This window comes from Bacillus sp. FJAT-49736 (assembly GCF_018343615.1).
GTDB lineage: Bacteria > Bacillota > Bacilli > Bacillales > Bacillaceae_C > Margalitia.
In genome coordinates this window covers 579,125-600,695 of sequence record NZ_JAGYPI010000002.1, presented here as the reverse complement: position 1 = coordinate 600,695, position 21,571 = coordinate 579,125, and the positions used below count along the sequence as shown (strand labels likewise).

The 21,571-nt window shown below is 38.8% G+C and carries 18 protein-coding genes; 15 read left to right on the top strand and 3 right to left on the bottom strand.

What is annotated here, in order from left to right; genetic code table 11:
- Positions 1–606: 606 nt before the first annotated feature.
- Positions 607–1,533: a nuclease-related domain-containing protein gene (locus tag KHA87_RS14300; RefSeq protein ID WP_213094825.1), complete on the bottom strand. Its 927-nt coding sequence runs from the start codon at positions 1,531–1,533 to the stop codon at positions 607–609.
- Between the two features lie 131 nt (positions 1,534–1,664).
- Here KHA87_RS14300 and KHA87_RS14295 point away from each other — a divergent pair, with 131 nt between their 5' ends.
- Together KHA87_RS14295 and KHA87_RS14290 are read left to right on the top strand one after the other, a co-directional pair.
- Positions 1,665–2,612 carry an aldo/keto reductase family protein gene (locus KHA87_RS14295; protein WP_213094824.1) on the top strand — a complete coding sequence of 316 codons (948 nt, stop codon included), beginning with the start codon at positions 1,665–1,667 and terminating at the stop codon, positions 2,610–2,612.
- Positions 2,613–2,682: 70 nt separating this feature from the next.
- Positions 2,683–3,249, top strand: coding sequence for a uracil-DNA glycosylase (locus KHA87_RS14290; RefSeq protein WP_249310400.1), 567 nt, complete (start codon positions 2,683–2,685; stop codon positions 3,247–3,249).
- A 28-nt stretch (positions 3,250–3,277) separates the two neighbouring features.
- Here the strand turns inward: KHA87_RS14290 and KHA87_RS14285 are convergent, their stop codons facing one another.
- The gene (locus KHA87_RS14285) at positions 3,278–4,102 is read right to left on the bottom strand and encodes a DODA-type extradiol aromatic ring-opening family dioxygenase (RefSeq protein WP_249310399.1); all 825 of its coding nucleotides are present in this window, start codon (positions 4,100–4,102) and stop codon (positions 3,278–3,280) included.
- Positions 4,103–4,512: 410 nt separating this feature from the next.
- On the opposite strand from KHA87_RS14285, the gene nagA reads away from it, so the two are divergent.
- The 13 genes from nagA (at position 4,513) to KHA87_RS14220 (ending at position 19,598) form a co-directional block, all read left to right on the top strand.
- The gene (nagA, locus tag KHA87_RS14280; RefSeq protein WP_213094823.1) at positions 4,513–5,664 is read left to right on the top strand and encodes an N-acetylglucosamine-6-phosphate deacetylase; all 1,152 of its coding nucleotides are present in this window, start codon (positions 4,513–4,515) and stop codon (positions 5,662–5,664) included.
- Positions 5,664–6,392, top strand: a complete 729-nt coding sequence (gene nagB, locus KHA87_RS14275; RefSeq protein WP_213094822.1) for a glucosamine-6-phosphate deaminase — start codon at positions 5,664–5,666, stop codon at positions 6,390–6,392. The genes nagA and nagB overlap by 1 nt, the downstream gene beginning before the upstream one ends.
- Positions 6,382–7,092 carry a GntR family transcriptional regulator gene (locus KHA87_RS22530; protein WP_213094821.1) on the top strand — a complete coding sequence of 237 codons (711 nt, stop codon included), beginning with the start codon at positions 6,382–6,384 and terminating at the stop codon, positions 7,090–7,092. Before nagB ends, KHA87_RS22530 begins: the two co-directional genes overlap by 11 nt.
- Before the next feature lie 283 nt (positions 7,093–7,375).
- On the top strand, positions 7,376–9,085 hold the full coding sequence (locus KHA87_RS14265; RefSeq protein WP_213094820.1) for a methyl-accepting chemotaxis protein: 1,710 nt from the start codon (positions 7,376–7,378) through the stop codon (positions 9,083–9,085).
- Positions 9,086–9,565: 480 nt separating this feature from the next.
- Positions 9,566–10,831: a GTPase HflX gene (gene hflX, locus KHA87_RS14260; RefSeq protein ID WP_213094819.1), complete on the top strand. Its 1,266-nt coding sequence runs from the start codon at positions 9,566–9,568 to the stop codon at positions 10,829–10,831.
- 113 nt (positions 10,832–10,944) lie between these two features.
- On the top strand, positions 10,945–12,555 hold the full coding sequence (locus KHA87_RS14255) for an ABC1 kinase family protein (protein ID WP_213094818.1): 1,611 nt from the start codon (positions 10,945–10,947) through the stop codon (positions 12,553–12,555).
- 69 nt (positions 12,556–12,624) lie between these two features.
- Complete coding sequence (locus KHA87_RS14250; protein ID WP_213094817.1) at positions 12,625–13,449, top strand: MBL fold metallo-hydrolase; 825 nt, start codon at positions 12,625–12,627, stop codon at positions 13,447–13,449.
- Positions 13,450–13,495: 46 nt separating this feature from the next.
- The gene (locus tag KHA87_RS14245; RefSeq protein WP_213094816.1) at positions 13,496–14,272 is read left to right on the top strand and encodes an alpha/beta fold hydrolase; all 777 of its coding nucleotides are present in this window, start codon (positions 13,496–13,498) and stop codon (positions 14,270–14,272) included.
- Between the two features lie 152 nt (positions 14,273–14,424).
- Positions 14,425–16,035 carry an FMN-binding glutamate synthase family protein gene (locus KHA87_RS14240; RefSeq protein WP_213094815.1) on the top strand — a complete coding sequence of 537 codons (1,611 nt, stop codon included), beginning with the start codon at positions 14,425–14,427 and terminating at the stop codon, positions 16,033–16,035.
- A 495-nt stretch (positions 16,036–16,530) separates the two neighbouring features.
- On the top strand, positions 16,531–17,346 hold the full coding sequence (locus tag KHA87_RS14235) for a lipid II flippase Amj family protein (RefSeq protein ID WP_213094814.1): 816 nt from the start codon (positions 16,531–16,533) through the stop codon (positions 17,344–17,346).
- A 211-nt stretch (positions 17,347–17,557) separates the two neighbouring features.
- Positions 17,558–18,106, top strand: coding sequence for a DJ-1/PfpI family protein (locus tag KHA87_RS14230; protein WP_213094813.1), 549 nt, complete (start codon positions 17,558–17,560; stop codon positions 18,104–18,106).
- A gap of 24 nt (positions 18,107–18,130) precedes the next feature.
- Entirely contained in the window at positions 18,131–18,574 is a 444-nt protein-coding gene (locus tag KHA87_RS14225) for an NUDIX hydrolase (RefSeq protein WP_213094812.1), read from the top strand.
- A 346-nt stretch (positions 18,575–18,920) separates the two neighbouring features.
- Positions 18,921–19,598, top strand: a complete 678-nt coding sequence (locus tag KHA87_RS14220; RefSeq protein WP_213094811.1) for a phosphatase PAP2 family protein — start codon at positions 18,921–18,923, stop codon at positions 19,596–19,598.
- Positions 19,599–19,679: 81 nt separating this feature from the next.
- On the opposite strand, the gene KHA87_RS14215 is transcribed toward KHA87_RS14220, so the two are convergent.
- The gene (locus KHA87_RS14215; RefSeq protein ID WP_213094810.1) at positions 19,680–21,482 is read right to left on the bottom strand and encodes a S9 family peptidase; all 1,803 of its coding nucleotides are present in this window, start codon (positions 21,480–21,482) and stop codon (positions 19,680–19,682) included.
- Between the last annotated feature and the right edge of the window lie 89 nt (positions 21,483–21,571).

Below are 21,571 nucleotides of genomic sequence, written 5' to 3'. Positions count from 1 at the left end.
GTCACCAAAAAGGAAGATAAGTGCCCGAAACGAAGGTAGAGTAGCGAAAAGGGTAACCAAAAGGGAAGATAGGTTCCCGAAATAGGGGTAGAGGATCGAAAAGGGTCATCAAAAGGGAAGATTGGTGCCCAAAACGGAGGTAGAGTAGCGAAAAGGGTCATCAAAAGGGAAGATTGGTGCTCGAAATGGGGGGAGAGGATCGAAAAGGGTCACTAAAAAGGAAGATTGGTGCCCGAAAAGGACGTAGAGTAGCAAAAAGGGTAACCAAAATGGAAGATAAGTGCCCGAAAAGGAGGTAGAGTAGCGAAAAGGGTCATCAAAAGGGAAGATTGGTGCCCGAAAAGGAGGTAGAGGATCGAAAAGGGTCATCAAAAGGGAAGATAGGTGCCCGAAAAGGAGGTAGAGGATCGAAAAGGGTCACCAAAAAGGAAGATAAGTGCCCGAAACGAAGGTAGAGGAGCGAAAAGGGTAACCAAAAGGGAAGATAGATACCCAAAATGGAGGTAGAGGAGTGAAAGGGTCACCAATAAGAAATATGATTACATTTTTATTTGGTAACCCACTGTCCTCATTTATACTTTCTATGAATATAGGATAGCTACTAAACTATTCGTTAACGGGTTGATGCTCAACAAAATGAGCAGACCTTGCACGCCCAGTAAGTGAAAAGTTCTCATTGAGTATCCTGCGTACCACTTTTTTAGAATGAATAATTTTACACCAGTCATAAATTACATTCGTAGTTATTTTTCTACTAGGAAACAAAAATTTATATTCCTCCACACTCCGCAATAATGCATGACCGTTTTCCTCGATGGTCTCACATTTTTGGCAAACAATGTTGTTTTTATTAAATCTAGTCATAAATCTATTACATTTTGAACAGGTAATTCCCTTTTTTAATTGCTCATAGCTATATTCAGGTAAATTCTTATATGGAGATTCTTCTAAAAGAATAGTAGATAACTTTTCTACGAATTTTGTGGTTGTATTAGTTTGCGTCGGTGGTCGCATATTTAACTTTTTCATAAATCCTTCAATCTGATTTGGAAAAATAATGGGTAGGTTTATAGGTGCTTGGTATAAGAAAAAATTGGGGTTTACGAAGATTACATTTGCTTCTATAGAAAATGAAAAACGCAGGTCCTGAAGCAATCTTCGGAAAAGGGACTCAGCACGTTTCAATTGAAGCAAGGGGTTTTTAATTTCTTTTCCTGAAATTGTATACCACTTGTCATCCTCGAAGTAGTAGTCACCTTCAAAATTTTTAACTTCAAATAGGTGGATAGTATCTGGAGAGATTAGAATGGAATCGAGTTGATAGATGGTATTATTAGTTTCCAGCAATAAATCATTCATAATGAGCCAATTGTCGGAAAGATTTTCTATACATTTATCAAAAACTAATTCTCCTTCAAAGCCTTTTTCTAAATTTAATAAATATCCTACAACTTTAGGCGATAATTTTATCCGAGTGTTTAAAAATCTTAGAAGTTTTAATTCAACTGGTTCATATCGAGGTTTAAACAGCATATTCCACATCCTTTCTACATTTATGGAAAATTTTGTATACATTTGTAATTATAATGCATATCTCTTTAATTTGTCTATTTAGAATTTTATAATAGTTATGATACATAATCTAAAAAACAGGGGCGATGAACATGAAATATCGTAAGCTTGGAAGAACTGGGTTAAAGGTTAGTGAAATCAGCTTGGGAAGCTGGCTCACATATGGAAATTCAATTGGAGCGGAAACAGCTGTCAAAACAATTGATAAAGCTTATGATCTTGGTATTAATTCCTTTGATACAGCAAATGTATATGCCCGCGGGGAAGCGGAAAAAATCGTAGGGGAAGCACTAGGGAAATATCCTAGGGAATCCTATGTTCTTGCAACAAAAGTGTTCGGGAAAATGGGGGACGGACCTAATGATCAAGGTCTTTCCAGGAAACATATTACGGAGCAGATTAATGCAAGCCTGAAGCGATTAAACAAAGATTACGTAGATATTTATTATTGCCACCGTTTTGATCCGGAAACTGCCATTGATGAAACACTTCGGACACTCGATGATCTAGTTCGTCAAGGAAAAGTTCTATATCTTGGGGTAAGTGAGTGGACAGCACAACAAATTCAGCTAGCATTAGGAACTGCCGACCGTTATTTACTTGACCGAATCGTCGTAAATCAACCAGTTTACAATATGTTCAATCGTTATATTGAAAAAGAAATTATTCCGCTAGGAGAACAAACAGGCTTCAGCCAAATTGTATTTTCTCCGCTTGCACAAGGTATTTTGACAGGGAAATATACCGACATAACGAATCTGCCAGAAGGAACGCGTGCAACAGATCCAAAATCCAACGGTTCTTTATCAAGAATGTTAACAGAGGATGTACTTGCAAAAGTAAAACAACTTGAAGGTGTGGCAAAAGAATTAGATGTGAAGCTTTCCCAATTAGCGCTAGCTTGGATATTACGTCAACCAAATGTTGCGAGTGCGTTAATCGGCGCCAGCAAACCTGAGCAGGTAGAGGAAAATGTTAAAGCTCTTGATATTGAGCTTTCCAATGATGTTCTTGAAAAAATAGAAGATATTTTAAAATAAACTCTTACCCAGCAGTGCACAATAGGGAATAGTGCACTGTTTTTTTTATGCGAATCGGGAGGTAAAAACCTTGGAGTTCAAATCGGTAATATTAAAAGAAGACCCAACTCCAAAAGAAGTTGAAGATTGTCAAAAGTGTGGACTTTATAAGCATGGGAATCGCATGATTTGGGGTGAAGGGAACCCGAACGGAGATATTTATGTAATTCTCGATAACCCGGGTGCAAGGGAGGATAGAGACGGAAATCCATTTGTGTGCGGGACTCGACAGACCTTACAGCAGGCGATTCAGGAGGCGGACATACCACTTGAGCAGATTTATGTTACCTATATTTTAAAAAGAAGACCTGCACGTGCCTATGAAAAACTATGTACACGAAGGATTTGCATGGAACATTTGAAGTATCAGCTACAAGAGCACACACCAAATTTGATTGTTTGTTTAGGAAATGTGGCGTTGCAGGCATTTTGCCAGGATGATGAAATGACGGTAAAGTCATGGAGGCAGCGTTGGCATGAAGTGGATGGATATTCACTGGCAACCTCTTACCATCCACTCGCTATAAGGAGGAACAAGCATCTATATTCCTATTTTTTAGAGGATTGGAAAATGGTTTTTAATAAATGGAATGGATAAAAAAAGGTGGGATCTTAAAAGACCTCACCTATTCATCTGCATTTGTTACTTCCGCACATATTAGTCCAAAGTAGGTTGGCACCTCATAGGAATATAAATGTATCTTTCGCTTTTCCTTTGGGAGAGCACCAGCTAGAATCATCGTTTGCCAGATTCCGTCAGGCTTTGCTGCCTCAATATATTCCGGATCAAACTCCACCATCTTTTCCAATTCATTGGATCGGAAGAGGCCGACTACTTCCTCATCAAGCATTGCTGCCGCAGGGTCATAACCGTATGGTCCATTTTCATCATGAGCATGAGCCCAATCACAGCTGGCTATGAGAGCAATTTTTTTAGCAGAGCCTTGCACAACGGTACGAAGCACTTCCCCAAACTTATAATGATCCTCTAAAGGAACCTCTCTAGATGGGGTGATGACTACAATCGGTATCTCAGGCATGAAAGCGAGTGGAACAATGGCACCCCAATCCAGCGGCAAGCAGGAAAGCGGTCCAGCGGCAGTAGCGTAATTAATAGAGCCTGCGGCAAGTCCGGATTCTTTTGCAGCCTTAGTGATTTCAAGAGCTAATTCACGATCCACCATTCTCTCCATTTCGTAATAGCCATCATTTTCATCAAATGATCCCATCATTCTTTCGCTGTTTGAAATGGAAAATTGACCATCAATCCTTGTACCATGGGGAGTAAGAACAATGATTGTATCAGGGTTTGCTTCCTTCATTTTTGTTCCTAATTTAACCATGCTGTTTCTTGTCAGCTTCATTCTATCAGGTCTATCACCGGCTAATTCAGGAATAATCTCACCGCCATGCGGGGTAATACAAGCAAAAACAAATGGATTCATCGCCATCACTCTTTCCCTTTTTTATAGGCTCTTTTCTTAAATTGTGTTGCATTTCTAGACGCAAACCTTATATTTTTACGAAGAATAACTCATTCATTAAGAAAAGATGCCACGAAGCTAAGTCTATATTAGGATTTATAACAAAATACGTTAAGCAACCATCTATCCGAAAACAGCCTTTCTATAAATATTCGTTAAACAATAGCTATTTTCCTTCAAAAGCCGTGGTGATTCGAAGGAAAATAGGATAATTTTATAAAAAATTGTCAAAATACTTTTATACGTAAAAAAAGAATGGACAAGAGTGATCTAAAGGTACCTACACCCCTAGAACCACTATGTTGACAAATCAATGGTTAAGTCAGATAATTGGTATAGACAACTATATTAATTTTGAGAAACCGAGGTGGAGAGCATTGGTACAAAAGGTTGTAATCAATGCCAATATATATACTGGTGAAAAGGAAATACCGAATGGTTATATTCGATTTCAAGATAAAATCCTGGAAACAGGTGAAATGACAGGGTTTCAAAAACAAAATAATGAAGAAGTAATCGATGGAAAAGGAAATATTATCATACCAGGTATGATTGATGTTCATATTCATGGCGGATATGGTGTTGATGTCATGGATGCGGATCCTGAAAAATTGGTCTATTTGAGTGAACGGCTTTTAGAAGAAGGGGTTACTTCCTTTTTTGCAACTACCATTACCCAGGATTATGATGCAATTGAAGCCGCACTTCGTTCTGTTAAAAATGCTAAGGAATCCCGCAATACAATTATTGAAGGTGTTCATTTAGAAGGACCTTTTATATCTGAAAAAAGAGCCGGTGCTCAGCCATTAGAATTTATCAAGGCGCCAGACATCGAATTATTTTTAAAATGGCATGAAGCATCCGGTAATCTTATTAAGCTTGTAACGTACGCACCTGAAAAAGAAGGTGCGCGCGAATTCGAGGATATCATGATCGAAAGAGGTATTGTTCCATCCATGGGCCATTCAGATGCGGTTCGTGAGGAGTTAATGCACAGCAAAACAACTCATGCAACCCATATGTACAATGGTATGCGCGGATTGCATCATCGGGAAGCAGGGGTTGCTGGGCATGCATTATTATCACCGCAAATTCAGGTGGAAATGATAGCCGACGGGATTCATGTTCATCCTGACATGGTGAACTTAACGTATAAAATAAAAGGAGCGTCCGGGACGGTGATAATTTCGGATGCAATGAGAGCGAAGGGAATGCCGGACGGTGTATCGGAGTTAGGCGGGCAGAAGGTATACGTTAAAAATGGAGAAGCGCGTCTGGAGAATGGGTCACTTGCCGGCAGTATATTAACAATGGACCGGGCATTCCGAAATATTATTCAGTTTACCGGCTGCGGGATCGCAGAAGCAGTCCAAATGACCTCCGTAAATCAAGCGAAGGAATTCAGCCTAACCTCAAAAGGAATTTTAACGGAGGGTAAAGACGCTGATTTTGTCATAATGGATGAAAGCCTACAAGTTTATGCAACCTACCATTTAGGAAGAAAACATCAGAGAGGGGAATTGTCATAATGGAAATATTAACATTTAAATCAGACAAAGAAGCAGCGGAAAAAGCATTTGAAATTGTACGGGATGGAATTGTAAATGGGCGTGTATCCACAATTGGGCTTGCAACAGGGGGAACACCTATTGAATTTTATAAAAAGATGCGTACTTCCAACCTGGATGTTTCCAATATCACAACAGTTAATTTAGATGAATATGTAGGGTTAGAAGAAAAAGATCCCAACAGTTACCATTATTATATGGATACAGAATTATTTTCTCATATGAATTTTAAGGAGTCTTTCCTTCCAAATGGAATGGCGAAGGACTTAGAGGCAGAGTGCCATAGATACGAGGAGATTTTAAAAAGCCATCCTGTCGATATTCAAATTCTTGGAATCGGTGCAAACGGTCATATTGGTTTTAATGAGCCAGGAACTTCCTTTGATGCAGAAACACATATTGTAGAATTAACGGAATCTACAAGGGAAGCAAACAAGCGCTTCTTTGAAAGGGAAGAGGATGTTCCAAAGTACGCCATCTCGATGGGAATTAAGTCTATTTTAGCAGCAAAAACAATAATATTGTTAGCATTTGGCCGATCCAAAGCAGAAGCAATCCGAGAAATGGTGGAAGGCAGTGTGGATCCAGTGTGCCCTGCATCTGCTTTGCAAACGCATCCGAATGTCATTGTATTAGCGGATGAGGAAGCTGCAGCTTTGCTAAAGGAAGGGATAACAAGTGATCGATAAGGGATCGCCCGTTCCAATATATTATCAAATTCAGCAAGTTATTAAGGAACAAATTAAGAAGGGGGAATGGACCGTTGGGGATGCCATTCCCTCCGAACGGATATTATCCGAGCAATTCGAGGTCAGCCGGATGACCGTTAGGCAGGCTGTCCAAGGTCTTGTGGATGAAGGGGTGCTGACACGAAAACGGGGCAGCGGAACCTTTGTCAATAATGAAAAAGTAGAGCAAACCTTAAAGGGTGTAACGAGTTTTACGAAGTTGATGGAAGAGCGGGGCATGAAAGCCTCTAGTAAAATATTGTCCTTTCAAAAACGAAAGGCAACATCGGTAGAAGTATTGCATTTGGGTATGAAACAAATGGAGGATGTATGGCATATCGAACGCATCCGTTTAGGTGATGATACGCCGATTGCTATCGAAACAACGATTATACCATGGACGTTTGCAAAGGATTTACGAAAGAAAGATATCCAAGGCTCTTTGTATGATTATATGGAAACAAAAGAGGGCTTAGTGATTGGCGAAGGGAAACAGTCCATTGAAGCAGTAAGTGCAGATAAGCACACTGCTGAACTGCTCGATATTTCCACCGGTTCTCCTATTCTATTAATCGAGCGGGTAACTCCGTTGAAGAACGGAACACCATTTGAATATATCCGGTCTCAATATGTGGGAGGAAGATTTAAATTTTATTTATAGATAAAGCTTTATTAGTATAATGTTGAGTATTCTAATATATTATCTATTTTATATGAAATTTTGCTGATACTAAGATTGAATTTAAGAAAGAACCATGAAGCACTAACATCGGTTAGTGTCTTTTTTGTGGTTCAACAGCTGTGTTTAATGACAGTATGCTCAACTGGAACATATTTTTCGATATATCAAAATAATAAAAATACTATAAGAAGATAATTTTATTCCGATAAATATGAGTGATGGAAACTTTTGTATAAAAAAATTAGAAGGAGTGGTAGCCAAGATGATATTAAGAAACTTAAAGATTTCAAGAAAAATCTTACTATTTATTATCATTGAAATATGTTCTCTTGTAATAGTCGGAATATGTGGGATGAACTTCATGGTTAAAATGGCGAATAATTCGGATGCAATGTACAATGATCAATTTATTCCGAACCAATTATTAAGCAATGTAAGACAAAATAATTCTTCCATTGATACGAATATTCTACTATTAATGATTTCGAATGATGAACAACAGAAAGAAGGATTAAAGCAAGGTATTGTGCTAGAAGAAAAATTAACAGAAGAAATGATACAGAAGCTTAGCAAAGCGAATTTGACTGATAAAGAAAGAGCACAGGTGAAGGAATATGAAAATAAGGTAACGGAGTTAAAGGATGCCAGGCAACAAGTAGTAGACCTAGCAGTTCAAAATAAGAACGAAGAGGCTGTCGGTATTTATTCTAGTAAAGTGAGACCAATGGATTCATATGTGAATACGTTATTATCTTCTTTGCAAAAATTAAATGCTGACGCTGCTAACCAAGTGAACAATGCCAATAATGATTCTTTGAAAATGGCAACTATCGTTTCCCTTATTATCACGATTGCAGCTTTATTAATCTCTATTACTCTTGGAATTCTTATTTCGAGAATGATTGTAAAACCTACGAGGGAGATGCTATCTCTAATATCAAAAGCAGAAAAAGGAGATCTAACCGTTAAAGGTACATATCAATCGAAGGATGAGATGGGGCAATTAACCTGGTCATTTAATAATATGATAAAAAGTCTTAGAGAAACCATTACAAGTGTAAATGATGCATCCCAACAATTAGCGGCAGCTTCTGAACAGCTTTCAGCTAATGCTGATCAAACAACAGAAGCAACAGAGCACGTTGCTTCCGCAATTCAAGAGGTGGCGAGTGGTTCTGAAGAGGCTATGATGAAGCTTGAACGCAATTCTCAGGCGTTAAATGAGGTGAAGGAAGGGATTTTCAGCATTTCTGAAAGTACAGAGAATGTATCAGAGCTATCCAAGAAAACAGCAGAGAAGGCAGAGGAAGGCGGAGTATCCGTTAGAGAAAATCTATCTCAAATGAAACATATTAATGAATCGGTTCAAAAATCAAATGAAGTTATCTATTCTCTCTCTGAGCGTTCAGAAGAAATTGAGAAGATCCTTGAAGTGATTAATGGTATCTCAGAACAAACTAATTTATTGGCCCTTAATGCTGCTATCGAGGCAGCAAGAGCAGGAGAGTATGGAAAGGGATTTGCGGTGGTGGCAGAAGAAGTTAGAAAGCTTGCAGAGCAATCTCAATCATCGACGAAATTAATTGCAGGCTTAATTAACAGCACTAAGGCAGATATTAATCAATCGATCCACATTATGAATGAAGTAAAAATAAATGCAGAGCAAGGTATGAACGTGACAGAAGAAACGGCTATTAAATTTAAGGAAATTGTGGAAGGAACCAAAAATATTTCCCCTAAAATTGAAGAAATGACAGCAGCAGTTCAGCAAATTTCAGCACGAGTGGAGGAAGCTTCCGTATTTGCGAAGGAAGTTGCGGCACATTCACAGGAGAGTGCCTCAAGCTCAGAGGAAGTAGCAGCGTCCACAGAGGAACAGCTTGCATCCATGGAAGAAATCGATGCATCTTCTAAATCACTAGCCAAAATGGCCGAAGAACTAAAGGATGTCGTCACCCAATTTAGAATATAATTTCTAGTTATTGTTTGCGATCCACATTATGGAGCGCTATCTAATTTGGTGCCAGGCACTACTGTGGAAATGCTGTATTTACTGAAAATTTCAAAATAGACAGTGGCAAATATTTGAAGTTTATGTTAAAATGCAATTAACTTTAATGAACGGAGGGGTTCCACAGTGCGACTACGTTTCGATTCTACATGCTGCTAATTGAATAGTGTGCTGGAGGCTCTGCTTTTGTAGCAGGGTGAATCGGGATTGGTCTGCCTATTTTCAAGGGAACTCAGATAAATTTCATATGTCATGAAAAAAGAGGGAGGGACGAAAAGTCCTCTTTTTTGTGTTTTTATATATGTTTATATGCTGACCGTAATCGTTAAGCCCTTTTCAATTTGAAAGGGTCCAAACTTTTGGTCATTCCCATTCCTGATTCCTGCTTTTGTAGTAGTTCCTCCACTTGGATAATAAATTATGTAACGGAGGGGTTTTTATATGATGGATGAACGTGAAAAAGCGATATTGGTAGGAGTTAATATTGGAAAGCAAAGTAATTTTGACTACTCAATGGAGGAGTTAGCTAATTTGGCGGTCGCATGTAATATGGAGGTGGCTGCCGTTATTACACAAAACCTGCCAAGTATAAATAAATCGTATTATATAGGAAATGGCAAGATCCGAGAGGTGGCCGCAATTCTCGCGGAAACGGGTGCGAGAACGGTTGTTTTTAATGATGAATTATCGCCCTCACATATTCGTAATCTGGAAAAGGAGCTGGAGTGCAGAGTAATCGACCGTACGATTCTGATTTTGGATATTTTCGCTGAGCGAGCTAAAACGAAAGAAGCACAGCTTCAAGTGGAGGTTGCAAAATTGCAATATATGCTTCCGCGGTTAATTGGTCTCCGTGAATCCCTTGGTCGTCAAGGCGGTGGTTCTGGCCTCAAAAATCGAGGATCAGGTGAAACAAAACTAGAGCTAGATCGTAGAAAGGTTGAAGAGAAGATTACAGCCCTGAATCAGGAGCTGGAAATACTTGTGTCCCACCGGCAAACGCAACGAAAAAGACGCAGGAAGAACAATGCACCCGTCGTATCGCTAGTTGGCTACACAAACGCGGGAAAATCCACCATCATGAATGCCATGGTTGAATTATTCCATCCACTTGCAAATAAGCAGGTGTTTGAAAAGGATATGCTATTTGCAACCTTGGAGACATCAGTAAGAAACATTCAGCTTCCCGATACTAAGTCATTTTTATTAACAGATACGGTAGGATTTGTTGATAAGCTTCCGCATCATCTTGTAAAAGCGTTTCGTTCTACATTAGAAGAGGTCGCAGAGTCGGATTTATTGATTCATGTTGTAGATTATTCTAACCCCCATTATGAGCAGATGATGGAAATAACGGAAAAGACGCTAAAAGCAATCGGAGTGGAGGATATTCCTATCATCTACGCTTATAATAAAGCGGATTTACTGGATATAGAGCTTCCTTCTATTCAGTCAAACGGGGTCTATTTATCTGCAAAGCAACGTATAGGAATCGAGGAGTTAATTTCATTAGTACGCAAGCATATTTTTAGAAATTATGTTCAATGTGAAATGATGATTCCATACGATCAAGGAAATATTGTTTCTTACTTAAATCAACATGCAGAAATTTTCTCTACAAGCTATGAAAATGAAGGAACAAAGCTGCTGTTGGAATGTAAAACAGCCGACTATGAAAAATATCGAGAATATGTTATGCAAAGATAAGAATACCATTCATCAAATAGAAGCTACCTATGGACCAGTGTAGCTTCTATTTATAATGTAGAAATCATGGTACCGTCACCAAAAATATACCATAGGAAGAAAAGGGGGTTCTTATGAAATATAGGAGAAAGTGGTCGAGGATGTGGAAGATTCTTTCCCTTGGTTTATCCATTTTATGGAGAGTATATTGGTATCAACTTCGCAAAAGGCCCGATTCGGAAATGGAGAAATTATGGGGGGAAATAGGAGAGGAATTCCGTCAAACGTTATTTGATTTAGAAGGACTACTTATAAAAGTAGGACAATTTCTCAGTATCCGCTCAGACCTGCTGCCAAACAGCTTTGTTAAACAATTAGAGGACTTGGTGGATCACGTTCCCCCTTCAATGTGGGACGATATTAGACAGGTACTGGAGCAAGAGTGGGAAGACAAAATAGAGGATAAACTGGAATCCATTCGATCAACCGCCATTGCTTCTGCTTCTATTGGTGAAGTGTATAAAGGCTATTTAAAGGATGGAACATGTGTAGCTATTAAAGTGCAGAGGCCGAAAATCGGTTCTATTATTCAGACGGACTTTCGTGCTTTAGCAATCATCATCTGGATTGCTCATCATTTTGCACCTGTTCCAAAGCAATTTATCAACTTTAAATTGTTATTTCATGAACTTCAACAAGTGATCAAAAGGGAATTGGATTTTCATCAGGAAATGGAAGCTATTCAACATTTCCGCACTCATTTTCAAAAAATGGATAAGCTCATAATTCCAAAGGTTTATCCAGAATTAAGTACATCACGTGTATTAGTAATGGAATGGGTGGAAGGGTCAAAAATAACCGATGTTGAATTTCTAGAGAAATACCAAGTGAACACGGAAGATTTATCTATTCGGCTTTTACAATTATTTATCCCGCAGTGGCTCGAGGCAGGTATATTCCATGCAGATCCACATGCGGGAAATGTATTAGTAAAACCAGACGGTACCATCATACTGCTTGATTTTGGAATGGTAGGGGAAATTTCAAAAAAGGATGCGGACAGCTTCCAGGATTTATTGCAAGCAATACTTTTGAAAAATTATTCAATGGCTGTACAGGTGTTAACAGAACTAGGATTTATCTATCCAGGTGCTGATACGACTAAGATTGAACGGATCCTGAAAGAAGCATTGTCTATTGATTTGGCACATTATAAAGAAATGGATCTTTTTGCAGTAAAAAAGGAGCTAAATGACTTAGTGCGCTCGCTGCCTATTCAAGTGCCTACCCGTTTTATTTTTTTAGGAAGATCTTTCGTTACGATTGAAGGCATGCTACACACGATTAGCCCAAAAAGCGAGTTGCTAGACATTGCGAAACCGGCTTTTTTAAAGTGGATCCGGCAAACCAATCAAAGCAAATGGAAGCTAATTTGGAAATGGATTTATGCACAGCCTGCTTTTCGTGTCTTTCATTCCATCCGAGATTTTCTGGAGGCACCAAAGAGATTCATAGAATGGAAGGAAATGCAGCAAGAAAGAGATTTTTATTTTACCTCCACTGAAAATCAGAAGAAGCATTTCTTTTTCTTAGGATTACTAGGGATAACAGGAAGTATCTTTGGGGTATATACAAAAATAGTTTTAATAACAGATGTAGGTATAGGAATTACCGGATTATCCCTGATAGCTTATATCATTTGCACAAAGAAACAAAGAAAGTGGTTGAAAACTTGGAGAAAATAAAGGCATGGAACAAATCAAATAACATAAAATGAATGTTAGAGAAAACGTTACATATGAAGGGGAGAAAGTATGCAAAATTATATTTGTGTAACCTGCGGAACGCAATACCCTCACACCGAAGAGCCACCCAACGAATGTCAAATCTGCAATGAGGAGCGTCAATATGTTCATTCGAACGGACAATCCTGGACCACCTTAGAAGAAATGCTACAAAGTCACAACTACCAGAATGAGATTTTAAAAGAAGAGAAGAATCTATATAGTATCACCACAAAACCGTCGTTTGCAATTGGTCAAACCGCTTATGTTATTAAGCAAAATGGTTTTGGATTTATTTGGGACTGTGTTACGTACCTAGATAAATCAACACTAGACTTTTTGAATCAAATTGGTCCCATACATGCGATGGCCCTTTCTCATCCCCATTACTATTCGACGCAAGTTGAATGGGCTGAAAAGTTGAATATTCCCATCTATATTCATGAAGATGATCAGGAATGGGTAATGCGGCCGAGTGAGAAAATAGTTTTTTGGAAAGGAGAGAACTTAGAATTATATGACGGAATAACCCTTCATAGATTAGGCGGTCATTATAAAGGAGGGGCAGTTTTGTATTGGCAGCAAGGGAATAATGGGAATGGAATTTTATTAACTGGAGATATTATTCAGGTTGTCGCGGATACCCGGTGGGTAAGCTTCATGTATAGCTATCCTAATCTCATTCCTTTACCAGCAAAAAAAGTAGCGGCAATTGCCAGCAGGGTGAAGGATATGAAATTTGATCGATTATATAATGCTTTTCATAGAGTAGTTGTTGAAAATGCGAATGATGCTGTACAAAGATCGGCGGAAAGATACATCAAGGCTCTCGAAGGAGAGTTATTCCACACTTAAAATGATTTAGTAGTTTGGGAGAATCCATTATAAGAGGTGATTGGAAATGCCAGAGTTTATTACAAATGGCGTTAAGTTAACCTATGATGATGAAGGAAGCGGAAAGCCGCTTATTTTACTGCATGGTCTTGGCGGAAACCGATATAGTTATCTGGAATTCATAGAGGAATTTAAACAGAAAAATCGTGTTATTGCTTTAGATTCTAGAGGGCATGGTGACTCAGAAAAGCCACCTAATTATACCTTGAACGACCATATCAATGATGTAATAGCAGTAATGGATTATCTCGGATTAGAATCCGCCGATATTCTTGGAGCATCGATGGGGAGTTATATTGCTCAGGGAGTAGCAATTACAATTCCAAGTCGGATAAAAAAGCTTATTCTTGTAGTAGCGAAGTCACAAGGAAAAACTTCCTCCACGCAAGAACTGATGGAAAAGCATGCGAAGGAGATAGAAGGGTTGGATTTGGAGGAAGCCATGGCCCATCTATCCAAGTATATATTTTATAATGTCGATCTAGCTTGGAAGTATTTAACTGGGTATCAGATGAAGGGGAAGGCTTTAACTCCTGAGGAACAGGCAAGAGCCAATAAAGCATTAGAAGGCTTTGATTTCAGGAGGGATTTGCATAAAATTACTGCTAATACTTTACTAATAAGCGGCAGATACGATGGTCTAAACCCACCTGAGTTAGGAAGAGAAATAGCAGACCTTATTCCACATTCAACCTTTGTTGAATTCGAAAAGTCGGGGCATGCCCCTAATGCGGAAGAACCAGAAAGGTTTAGAAAAGTCGTACAAAACTTTTTGCAAGAATAGAAGCCAAAGGGGCTGCTCCTAAATTATGTGTATCAGACGCCTTACGGACAGTTCCTTATATTACTAACAAATTGTCCACCTCAGAAAGGCAAAACCTCCATTTGTAGTACCAAAATGGTAGAATAAGAGAAAAGAAAAGGGATGGTGATAGGATGAGTTGGACGCAGGGATTAATTGTTGCGATTTTTGTATTGTTAGTAGCGGTAATCATTGGGCCGCTTGCACTTTATAGTTGGATATTATTTCGAGATTCTCGTCAGAAGGAGCATGCAGTGCTGAGAAATTACCCAGTGCTAGGAAGAATCCGCTACATAGCAGAGAAGGTGGGACCGGAGCTTAGGCAATACTTGTTTCTAAATAATAATGAAGGAAAGCCCTTCTCTAGAAATCAATACGAAGGAATCGTAAAATCGGGAAAATATAAGCAAAGAATTACAGCGTTTGGTTCGGAAAGGAATTTTGAGGATTCCGGTTTTTACATAAAAAATGCGATGTTTCCAAAGCAAAGGGACGAGCTTCGAATTCATCAATCACCTAAAATTCAAACACAGCTATATAAGATTGATAACGAAAAGCTTATCAGCAGAAAGGAACATTCGGAAAAAGCGGAGATAGACCCTTATTACTTAGCAGATCAGGATCAAATTGTAATTGGGATGGGTACATGTGCAAAGCCTTTTCATGTTAAAGGCTTAATCGGCCAATCAGCGATGAGCTACGGGGCATTAGGAAAAAATGCCATAACTGCATTATCCAAAGGGCTTTCTCTTGCCGGAGGAACTTGGATGAATACCGGTGAAGGTGGGCTATCAAAGCATCACCAAGCCGGGAATGTAGACATTATTGCCCAAATTGGTCCAGGCTTATTTGGTTACCGAACGGAAGATGGCGAATTTTCATGGGAGCAGTTTAAGAGGAAAAGTGAAATCGAACAAGTAAAAGCATTCGAGTTGAAGCTTGCACAAGGAGCAAAAATCAGAGGTGGTCATGTGGAGGCGGAAAAGGTTACCCCTGAAATTGCAGAAATCCGTAATGTATCACCTTGGAAAACCATTGATAGCCCAAATCGATTTCGTCAATTTCATGATACAAAAGGGTTACTTGACTTCATAGAGCAAATGAGAGAAATCGGTGGAAAACCGGTAGGAATAAAGATTGTAGTAGGCAGCCGTGACGAAGTAGAAGAAATGATCAAGGTGATGGCTGCGGAAAATAAGTTCCCCGACTTTATTACAGTGGATGGCGGTGAAGGGGGGACTGGTGCCACTTACCAAGAGTTGGCAGATGGTCCTGGCCTTCCACTTTATACCGGCCTGCCAATTGTGCATGAAATCCTGAAGAAATACAATATTAGAGACCATGTGAAGATTATCGCGTCAGGAAAATTAATTACTCCCGATAAAATGGCCTACGCACTTTGTCTTGGTGCTGACTTAATCAATACGGCACGCGCCTTCATGATTTCAGTGGGATGCATTATGGCTCAGACATGCCATTCCAATACTTGTCCGGTAGGTGTGGCAACAACCGATCCAAATCGAGAAAAGGCACTAGTGGTAGAAGAAAAAATGTATCGTGTATGCAATTATGTTGTTTCTACGAGAGAAGGGCTTTTCAATCTTGCGGGAGCAGCGGGACTTTCATCGCCAACGGAATTCACAGAAGAACATTTAATGTTTCGTGCAATGAATGGCCAATTATATACAGGGAAGGAATATATGACTGGTCTGATAAGGCCGGCGCTAGATCAAGTAGCTTTATAAACGGAACTAAGACGAGTCTGATTCGACTCGTCTTTTATATTGGCATTATTCCCAAACTGTTGCTGTTGTAGAGGGTCAGGAATTCACAATCAGATTCTACAAAAACCAACCTATAATTAGAAATTATACAATATGCGAATAGCATCAAACGTACAAAATTAAAAGCTTTTCCCTCCAAAACCGGCAGCCCCATCCTTCGCTGTCGGCACTAACGGCCCCTTATGCCGTTCTACCAATAATGATTGTAAAGATGTTATATTAAGAGAGGATTAATTTTTAATAAAAAAATTATATGGGCATATTATTTTTGCAATGGAACTAGAGAAAAAGGCTTTTCTGCTATTTGTGGATAATGTAAAATAGTTCCTTAGTAAATGGCAAAGTTAAAATGCATATTGGGTCAGAAGGAAAACTGGCGGATATAGTCGAATTACTGAGAGCATATAAAAACGAGTAAGACTTCATAAAATAAAGAAAAAGGAAAAGAGAATAACAATGGAACTAATTTCAATGAAATTAATCATTATCTCATTATTTTTGTTAATCGTAACGACCGTCGAAACGCTGGCTTATTCCACTAGACTTTCAGGCGCGAGAGTGGGTTTAATCGCATCCGCCTTATCTTTATTTAACACGATGATAATTGTTTCTAGATTTTCAACGATGTTTCAGCAACCGATGACCGGGAAGCTCATTGGGGAAGCGCCGAAAGCCCATACGTTAGAATTCATTCAAGATCAATACAGGATTTTAATAGGAGTTACAACGCTGGGAGTTTGTATCGGAATGCTGTTATTTCCAACCTTTATTGCTGTTTTTTCAAGGGCCATTACCCAGCTCTCGCTGGAAAAAGGATCTATTTTTGCCGTGCTAAAAAAATGGAGCAATAAACAAGGCTTGAAGAAGGTTATTGCTTGTATTCGTTTACCACGCTTATCTTATTTAAAAGGTATCAATCGTAGCACTTTCCCGAAGCGGATATTTGTTGTGAATGTATTGATAACATCCATTTATACAGTTGGAATGCTAGCTGCTCTATATGCCTCCGTTATTGTCGAACCGAAATATGCAGCAGCTGCAATAACATCATCAGGAATCATTAATGGTGTTGCAACGATTTTATTAACATTGTTTGTCGACCCGAAAGCCTCTGTACTAGCAGATCAAGTGGTAAAGAAGGAAAACAAGTATGTTTATCTAAAAAGCTACTCCTTCGCTATGGTAAGCTCCAAATTAGTTGGAACCATACTGGCACAGATTATTTTTATACCTGCCGCCTTGTATATTGCATGGTTTGCACATTGGATATAAACCTTCCGCTTTGGAGGGTTTATTTTTTTTGTGGGAAAAAAGACCTAAATCGGGCTATTTGAGCATAAATTCGTGCCGTTTTGCATTGTTTTGGTGCTATTCATCAACAGATTCGTGCCATTTCGAATAAAGTTCGTGCCGTTTTATTATAAAACAAAATGGGTTTGGTATAATTTTTAGTATTATCTAAGTTTTCTGGAGGGATTACATTATGAAGAAGAAAAAAACAGCTGTCTTATTATATCCAGAGTTCAGTGAGTATGAGCTGACAGTGGCGTTATCCATATTAATGCAGGGCAACAAGCCTATTATTACAGTTGGTATCGATTCTATGCCGGTAAAAGGAGAATCAGGGTTAACATGCGTACCTGATACAGAGATAGATGATGTCGATATTCAGGAGCTAGATAGTTTATTGCTGCCGGGATGCATGGATATATCTCTTTTGTTTGATAAAGATAAATGGTTTGCATTTATTAGAAAAGCAGTAAATGAAAAAATGATTATTGCAAGCATTTCAAGCTCACCTTATTTATTAGCCAAAGCAGGAGTACTAAAAGGCAAAAAATATACAATTGGCATGGAAGAAGAGGTAATGAGAGAATTGGATGTCTTTGAGATGGAAAAATATTCCCGTGATTTAATAGTTCAAGACGGCAATCTTATTACGGCTAAAGGAAGCGGTTTTATTGAATTCGGGAATCTGTTCGGACAGGCATTGGGGCTGGAATTTGATATGAGATGGTATGGAAAGAGGTAGTCTAAAAGAGGGGAGAGAGCGGAAGTGTTTATTGTTAACGTTGAGGGCGCTATTTTTAAGGATGACAAATGGTTGTTGATAGAGCGTAGTGTGAAGGAAGAGCATGCTGGAGGGTTGCTGTCCTTTGTCGGTGGAAAGGTGGAGAATACAGGAGATTCACCGAATATTTTAGAGAGTACCTTGAAAAGGGAGATTTTGGAGGAGGTTGGAATACATATAAAAGAGATAGTCCATTATGCAGGAAGCTCTTCTTTCACGGTTGATACAGGGATAAATGTAATCAACATCGTTTTTCTTTGTGAATATTTAGCTGGGGAACCATATGCAAAGAGTCCAGATGAGGTCGAATCCATCCATTGGATGACAAAGGATGAAGTTATGGATCATGTAAAAACTCCAATATGGTTAAAAGAAAATATGGAGCTCGTAGCTTCAGTAAAAAGTAAAATCGAATCAAAGACTAAGTAAAAAGCAAGCATCTATATGCTTGCTTTATTTCGTTTTAATGGCTTTTAACCATGAGTACTCCTAATGTTCACTTCTTCATTATTAATTTGACCTGTTCTTTATTTTCCAAGCCTCTTTTAATCTTTTTTTAATTATTTCGGCTTACAATTGTTTATGTAATAAATAAATGAAGTTAATTGACAAAATAAGGGCTCTTTCCTATCTACAATCAGGGCTATTTTAAATAGAATGCAAAAAGAGGTAAAAAAGTACATCTTTACCGCAAAGAAAAATAGGCAACAGGTGCGGTTAGGGAAAAGTCAAAAACGGGTATGTTTTACTTACAACTGATGAGAGGGTGACCTGAATGAATCGGAAAACCATTCCATCTCATTTGATGGCATTGTGCTGGCTGTTATCTATACCATTATTGGGAACCTTATATGTTTTAATAAATCGACAAAAAGGAAAAGCTTATAGTCTCGTGACAGACTTTGATCGTCATATTCCTTTTATTAAAATATTTATTTTACCGTATGTATCATGGTTCGTATTTATTTTGGCAGCAATGGTGTATCTTTGCGTGAAAAATCGTCAAGTTTATTATCGAACATTAATTTATTTTAATATCGGTCTATTAGTTTGCTACGGGGTTTATTCTATTTTTCAAACCTCCGTGCCTAGGCCAACATTAACAGGGCATGACCTGTTAACCAATATGGTTCGCTCCGTTTATAAACTGGATGAACCATATAATTGTTTCCCCAGCACCCATGTATTAACATCCTATTTAATCTTGAGGGGATTTCAATCAGCAAAAAATATTCCTCGGAAGCTCCGAATGGGAGTTTCCTTCATGTCACTTCTAATTATGGTTTCGATTCTTTTTGTGAAGCAGCATGTCGTATTTGATTTAATTGGTGGAGTCGCGGTTGTGGAAGTTATTTATTTCCTTCACCGTTGGGGCGCGTTAAAAATAAAAAGCTTACAGTTGGCAGGGAAGCATCGCAATATTACGACAAAAGAATCTGTGAAAAGTTCGTAATATTATATAAACAAACAGTAATTTAAAAATATTGCTGGCAATGTAAAAAGCTGAACGAATCAATCGTTCAGCTTTTTTCTATTAGATAGATACTTTCACACTAACAAACTGGTCAAAGAATTCTAAAATCGTCCGATTCACAAGAATTTCATTTTCCTTCTTGGAAAATCCATGGCCTTCATCCTCAAGCACTAGGTATTTTACAGGGACTCCTTTATCCTGAAGGGCCTTAACAATTTGGTCAGATTCCTGCTTCACTACCCTCGGATCATTGGCACCTTGTATAACGAGCATAGGCTTTGTCATGTTATCCAAGTAGGTGATAGGAGAGTATTCTGTCAGCTTATCGAAATCTTTTTCAGGATCTCCTACCCATTGATTCATAATTGGCTTCCAAAAATCAGGGACGGACTCGATGAAGGAGAACAGATTGGATGGTCCGAATATATCGACGACTGCTTTAAAATATTCCGGATGACGCCCGTGCAGCAGTAATGCCATATAACCTCCGAAGCTGCCGCCCATCAACAATGTCTTATCTCTATCTGCTAATCCATTTTCATAGAGGTATTCCAGACCTGCAATATTATCTAGACGCGGACCTTCTCCCCAGTTTCCTTCAACCATTTTCGTATAGGCTAAACCATACCCTGTAGAGCCTCGGAAGTTTGGAGCGAAAATGCTATATCCTCTGTTGACCAAAAACTGAAACATCGCTCGAAAATTATTGCGTTCTGCAGCTTGCGGCCCGCCATGCGGCCAAAGAATTACGTGTCCGTTGTTAACATCATCCTTTGGCTTAAAGAACAATGCTTCAACTGCCAATCCGTCATAGGAAGGATAGGAGAGAACTTCCGGCTTAGAAAGCTCCTCCTCTTTGACGCCAGGAACGCTTAAATTCGTTAATTGCTTCCAATCTGTACTGCCAGCTTCTTTTAAGAAAATATTATATGGCTTTGTTGCACTTCCAGCTAAAAGATACACATTACCGCTTTCAGCAACCTTTATCCCTGTTACAACAGTAGCAGGCAGTTCCACTTTGTGCAGTGCATCAGCTTTTACATCATACTGATATAAATAATCATTCACACCTTTTGAGGAAAGCAAATAAAGGGAATTGGATGACTTGTCATATCGTACGCTGTCCAACTCTTCTTTTTCAATGGAAAGGACCTTTGAGAATTCGTGTGTTTCCAGATGGAATTTGGCCAAATAGGCAAAATCCTCGCAAAATGTTGTGACAAAATAAAATTCCTTCTCCACAATTACTCCATCACGAACGGTAAATTGCTCGTCTGTATCAGGAGTAAGTGAATAGGACTTTCCATCCTGAAACACAAACCCAGGAGCATATGTATTGGCATATTGCTTCACATAGACAAAGCTGGATTCCTCGTCATCCACTGCAATCAAGAAACACGCAGCTTCAGCACCTTCTAGAACAAGGTTTTCCTCATCCTTTTCCATGTCGTATTCATAAATGTTCAGGAATGTTTCATTGTTCTTCGTGGATGTGTAATAAAGCCTTTTATTATCCTTTGATAGAAGCGGATACATATGGCGATGCCCTTCTGCTGTACGAAGTGGAACAAGTTCGCCTCCTGCTGGAGGAAGTGCATAAAGCTGCGCATTCTCATCGCCATCCTGATCAAAACCAACGACAAGAAAGTGCCCATCATGTGAATACCTCAATTCGTGGCAATTCTGACCAACAAAAGTGAGTGGATATGGATATTGATTTGGCAAATCCATTGCCCAAAGATTATATTTTCCAGTAATATTCGTGCTGAATACTAATTGCTTTTCATCGGGACTCACAGTGAAATTCTGAACGCTAAAAGTACGATAAAAATTCTCCACATCCGGTTTTTTAAATGTAACCAAAGTAACCCACTCCTTTTTAATAATATTCTGTCTATACAGAAAATTTAAACGAAATAATGGAAATTGTCCAGTAAGATGCACCCACTATC

Coding starts and splice junctions, on each gene's coding strand:
- KHA87_RS14300 (WP_213094825.1), bottom strand. CDS start 1,533: ATGCTGTTTAAACCTCGATATGAACCAGTTGAATTAAAACTTCTAAGA.
- hflX (WP_213094819.1), top strand. CDS start 9,566: ATGATGGATGAACGTGAAAAAGCGATATTGGTAGGAGTTAATATTGGA.
- KHA87_RS14255 (WP_213094818.1), top strand. CDS start 10,945: ATGAAATATAGGAGAAAGTGGTCGAGGATGTGGAAGATTCTTTCCCTT.
- KHA87_RS14245 (WP_213094816.1), top strand. CDS start 13,496: ATGCCAGAGTTTATTACAAATGGCGTTAAGTTAACCTATGATGATGAA.
- KHA87_RS14240 (WP_213094815.1), top strand. CDS start 14,425: ATGAGTTGGACGCAGGGATTAATTGTTGCGATTTTTGTATTGTTAGTA.
- KHA87_RS14220 (WP_213094811.1), top strand. CDS start 18,921: ATGAATCGGAAAACCATTCCATCTCATTTGATGGCATTGTGCTGGCTG.
- KHA87_RS14230 (WP_213094813.1), top strand. CDS start 17,558: ATGAAGAAGAAAAAAACAGCTGTCTTATTATATCCAGAGTTCAGTGAG.
- KHA87_RS14285 (WP_249310399.1), bottom strand. CDS start 4,102: ATGGCGATGAATCCATTTGTTTTTGCTTGTATTACCCCGCATGGCGGT.
- nagB (WP_213094822.1), top strand. CDS start 5,664: ATGGAAATATTAACATTTAAATCAGACAAAGAAGCAGCGGAAAAAGCA.
- KHA87_RS14295 (WP_213094824.1), top strand. CDS start 1,665: ATGAAATATCGTAAGCTTGGAAGAACTGGGTTAAAGGTTAGTGAAATC.
- KHA87_RS14265 (WP_213094820.1), top strand. CDS start 7,376: ATGATATTAAGAAACTTAAAGATTTCAAGAAAAATCTTACTATTTATT.
- KHA87_RS14250 (WP_213094817.1), top strand. CDS start 12,625: ATGCAAAATTATATTTGTGTAACCTGCGGAACGCAATACCCTCACACC.
- KHA87_RS14235 (WP_213094814.1), top strand. CDS start 16,531: ATGGAACTAATTTCAATGAAATTAATCATTATCTCATTATTTTTGTTA.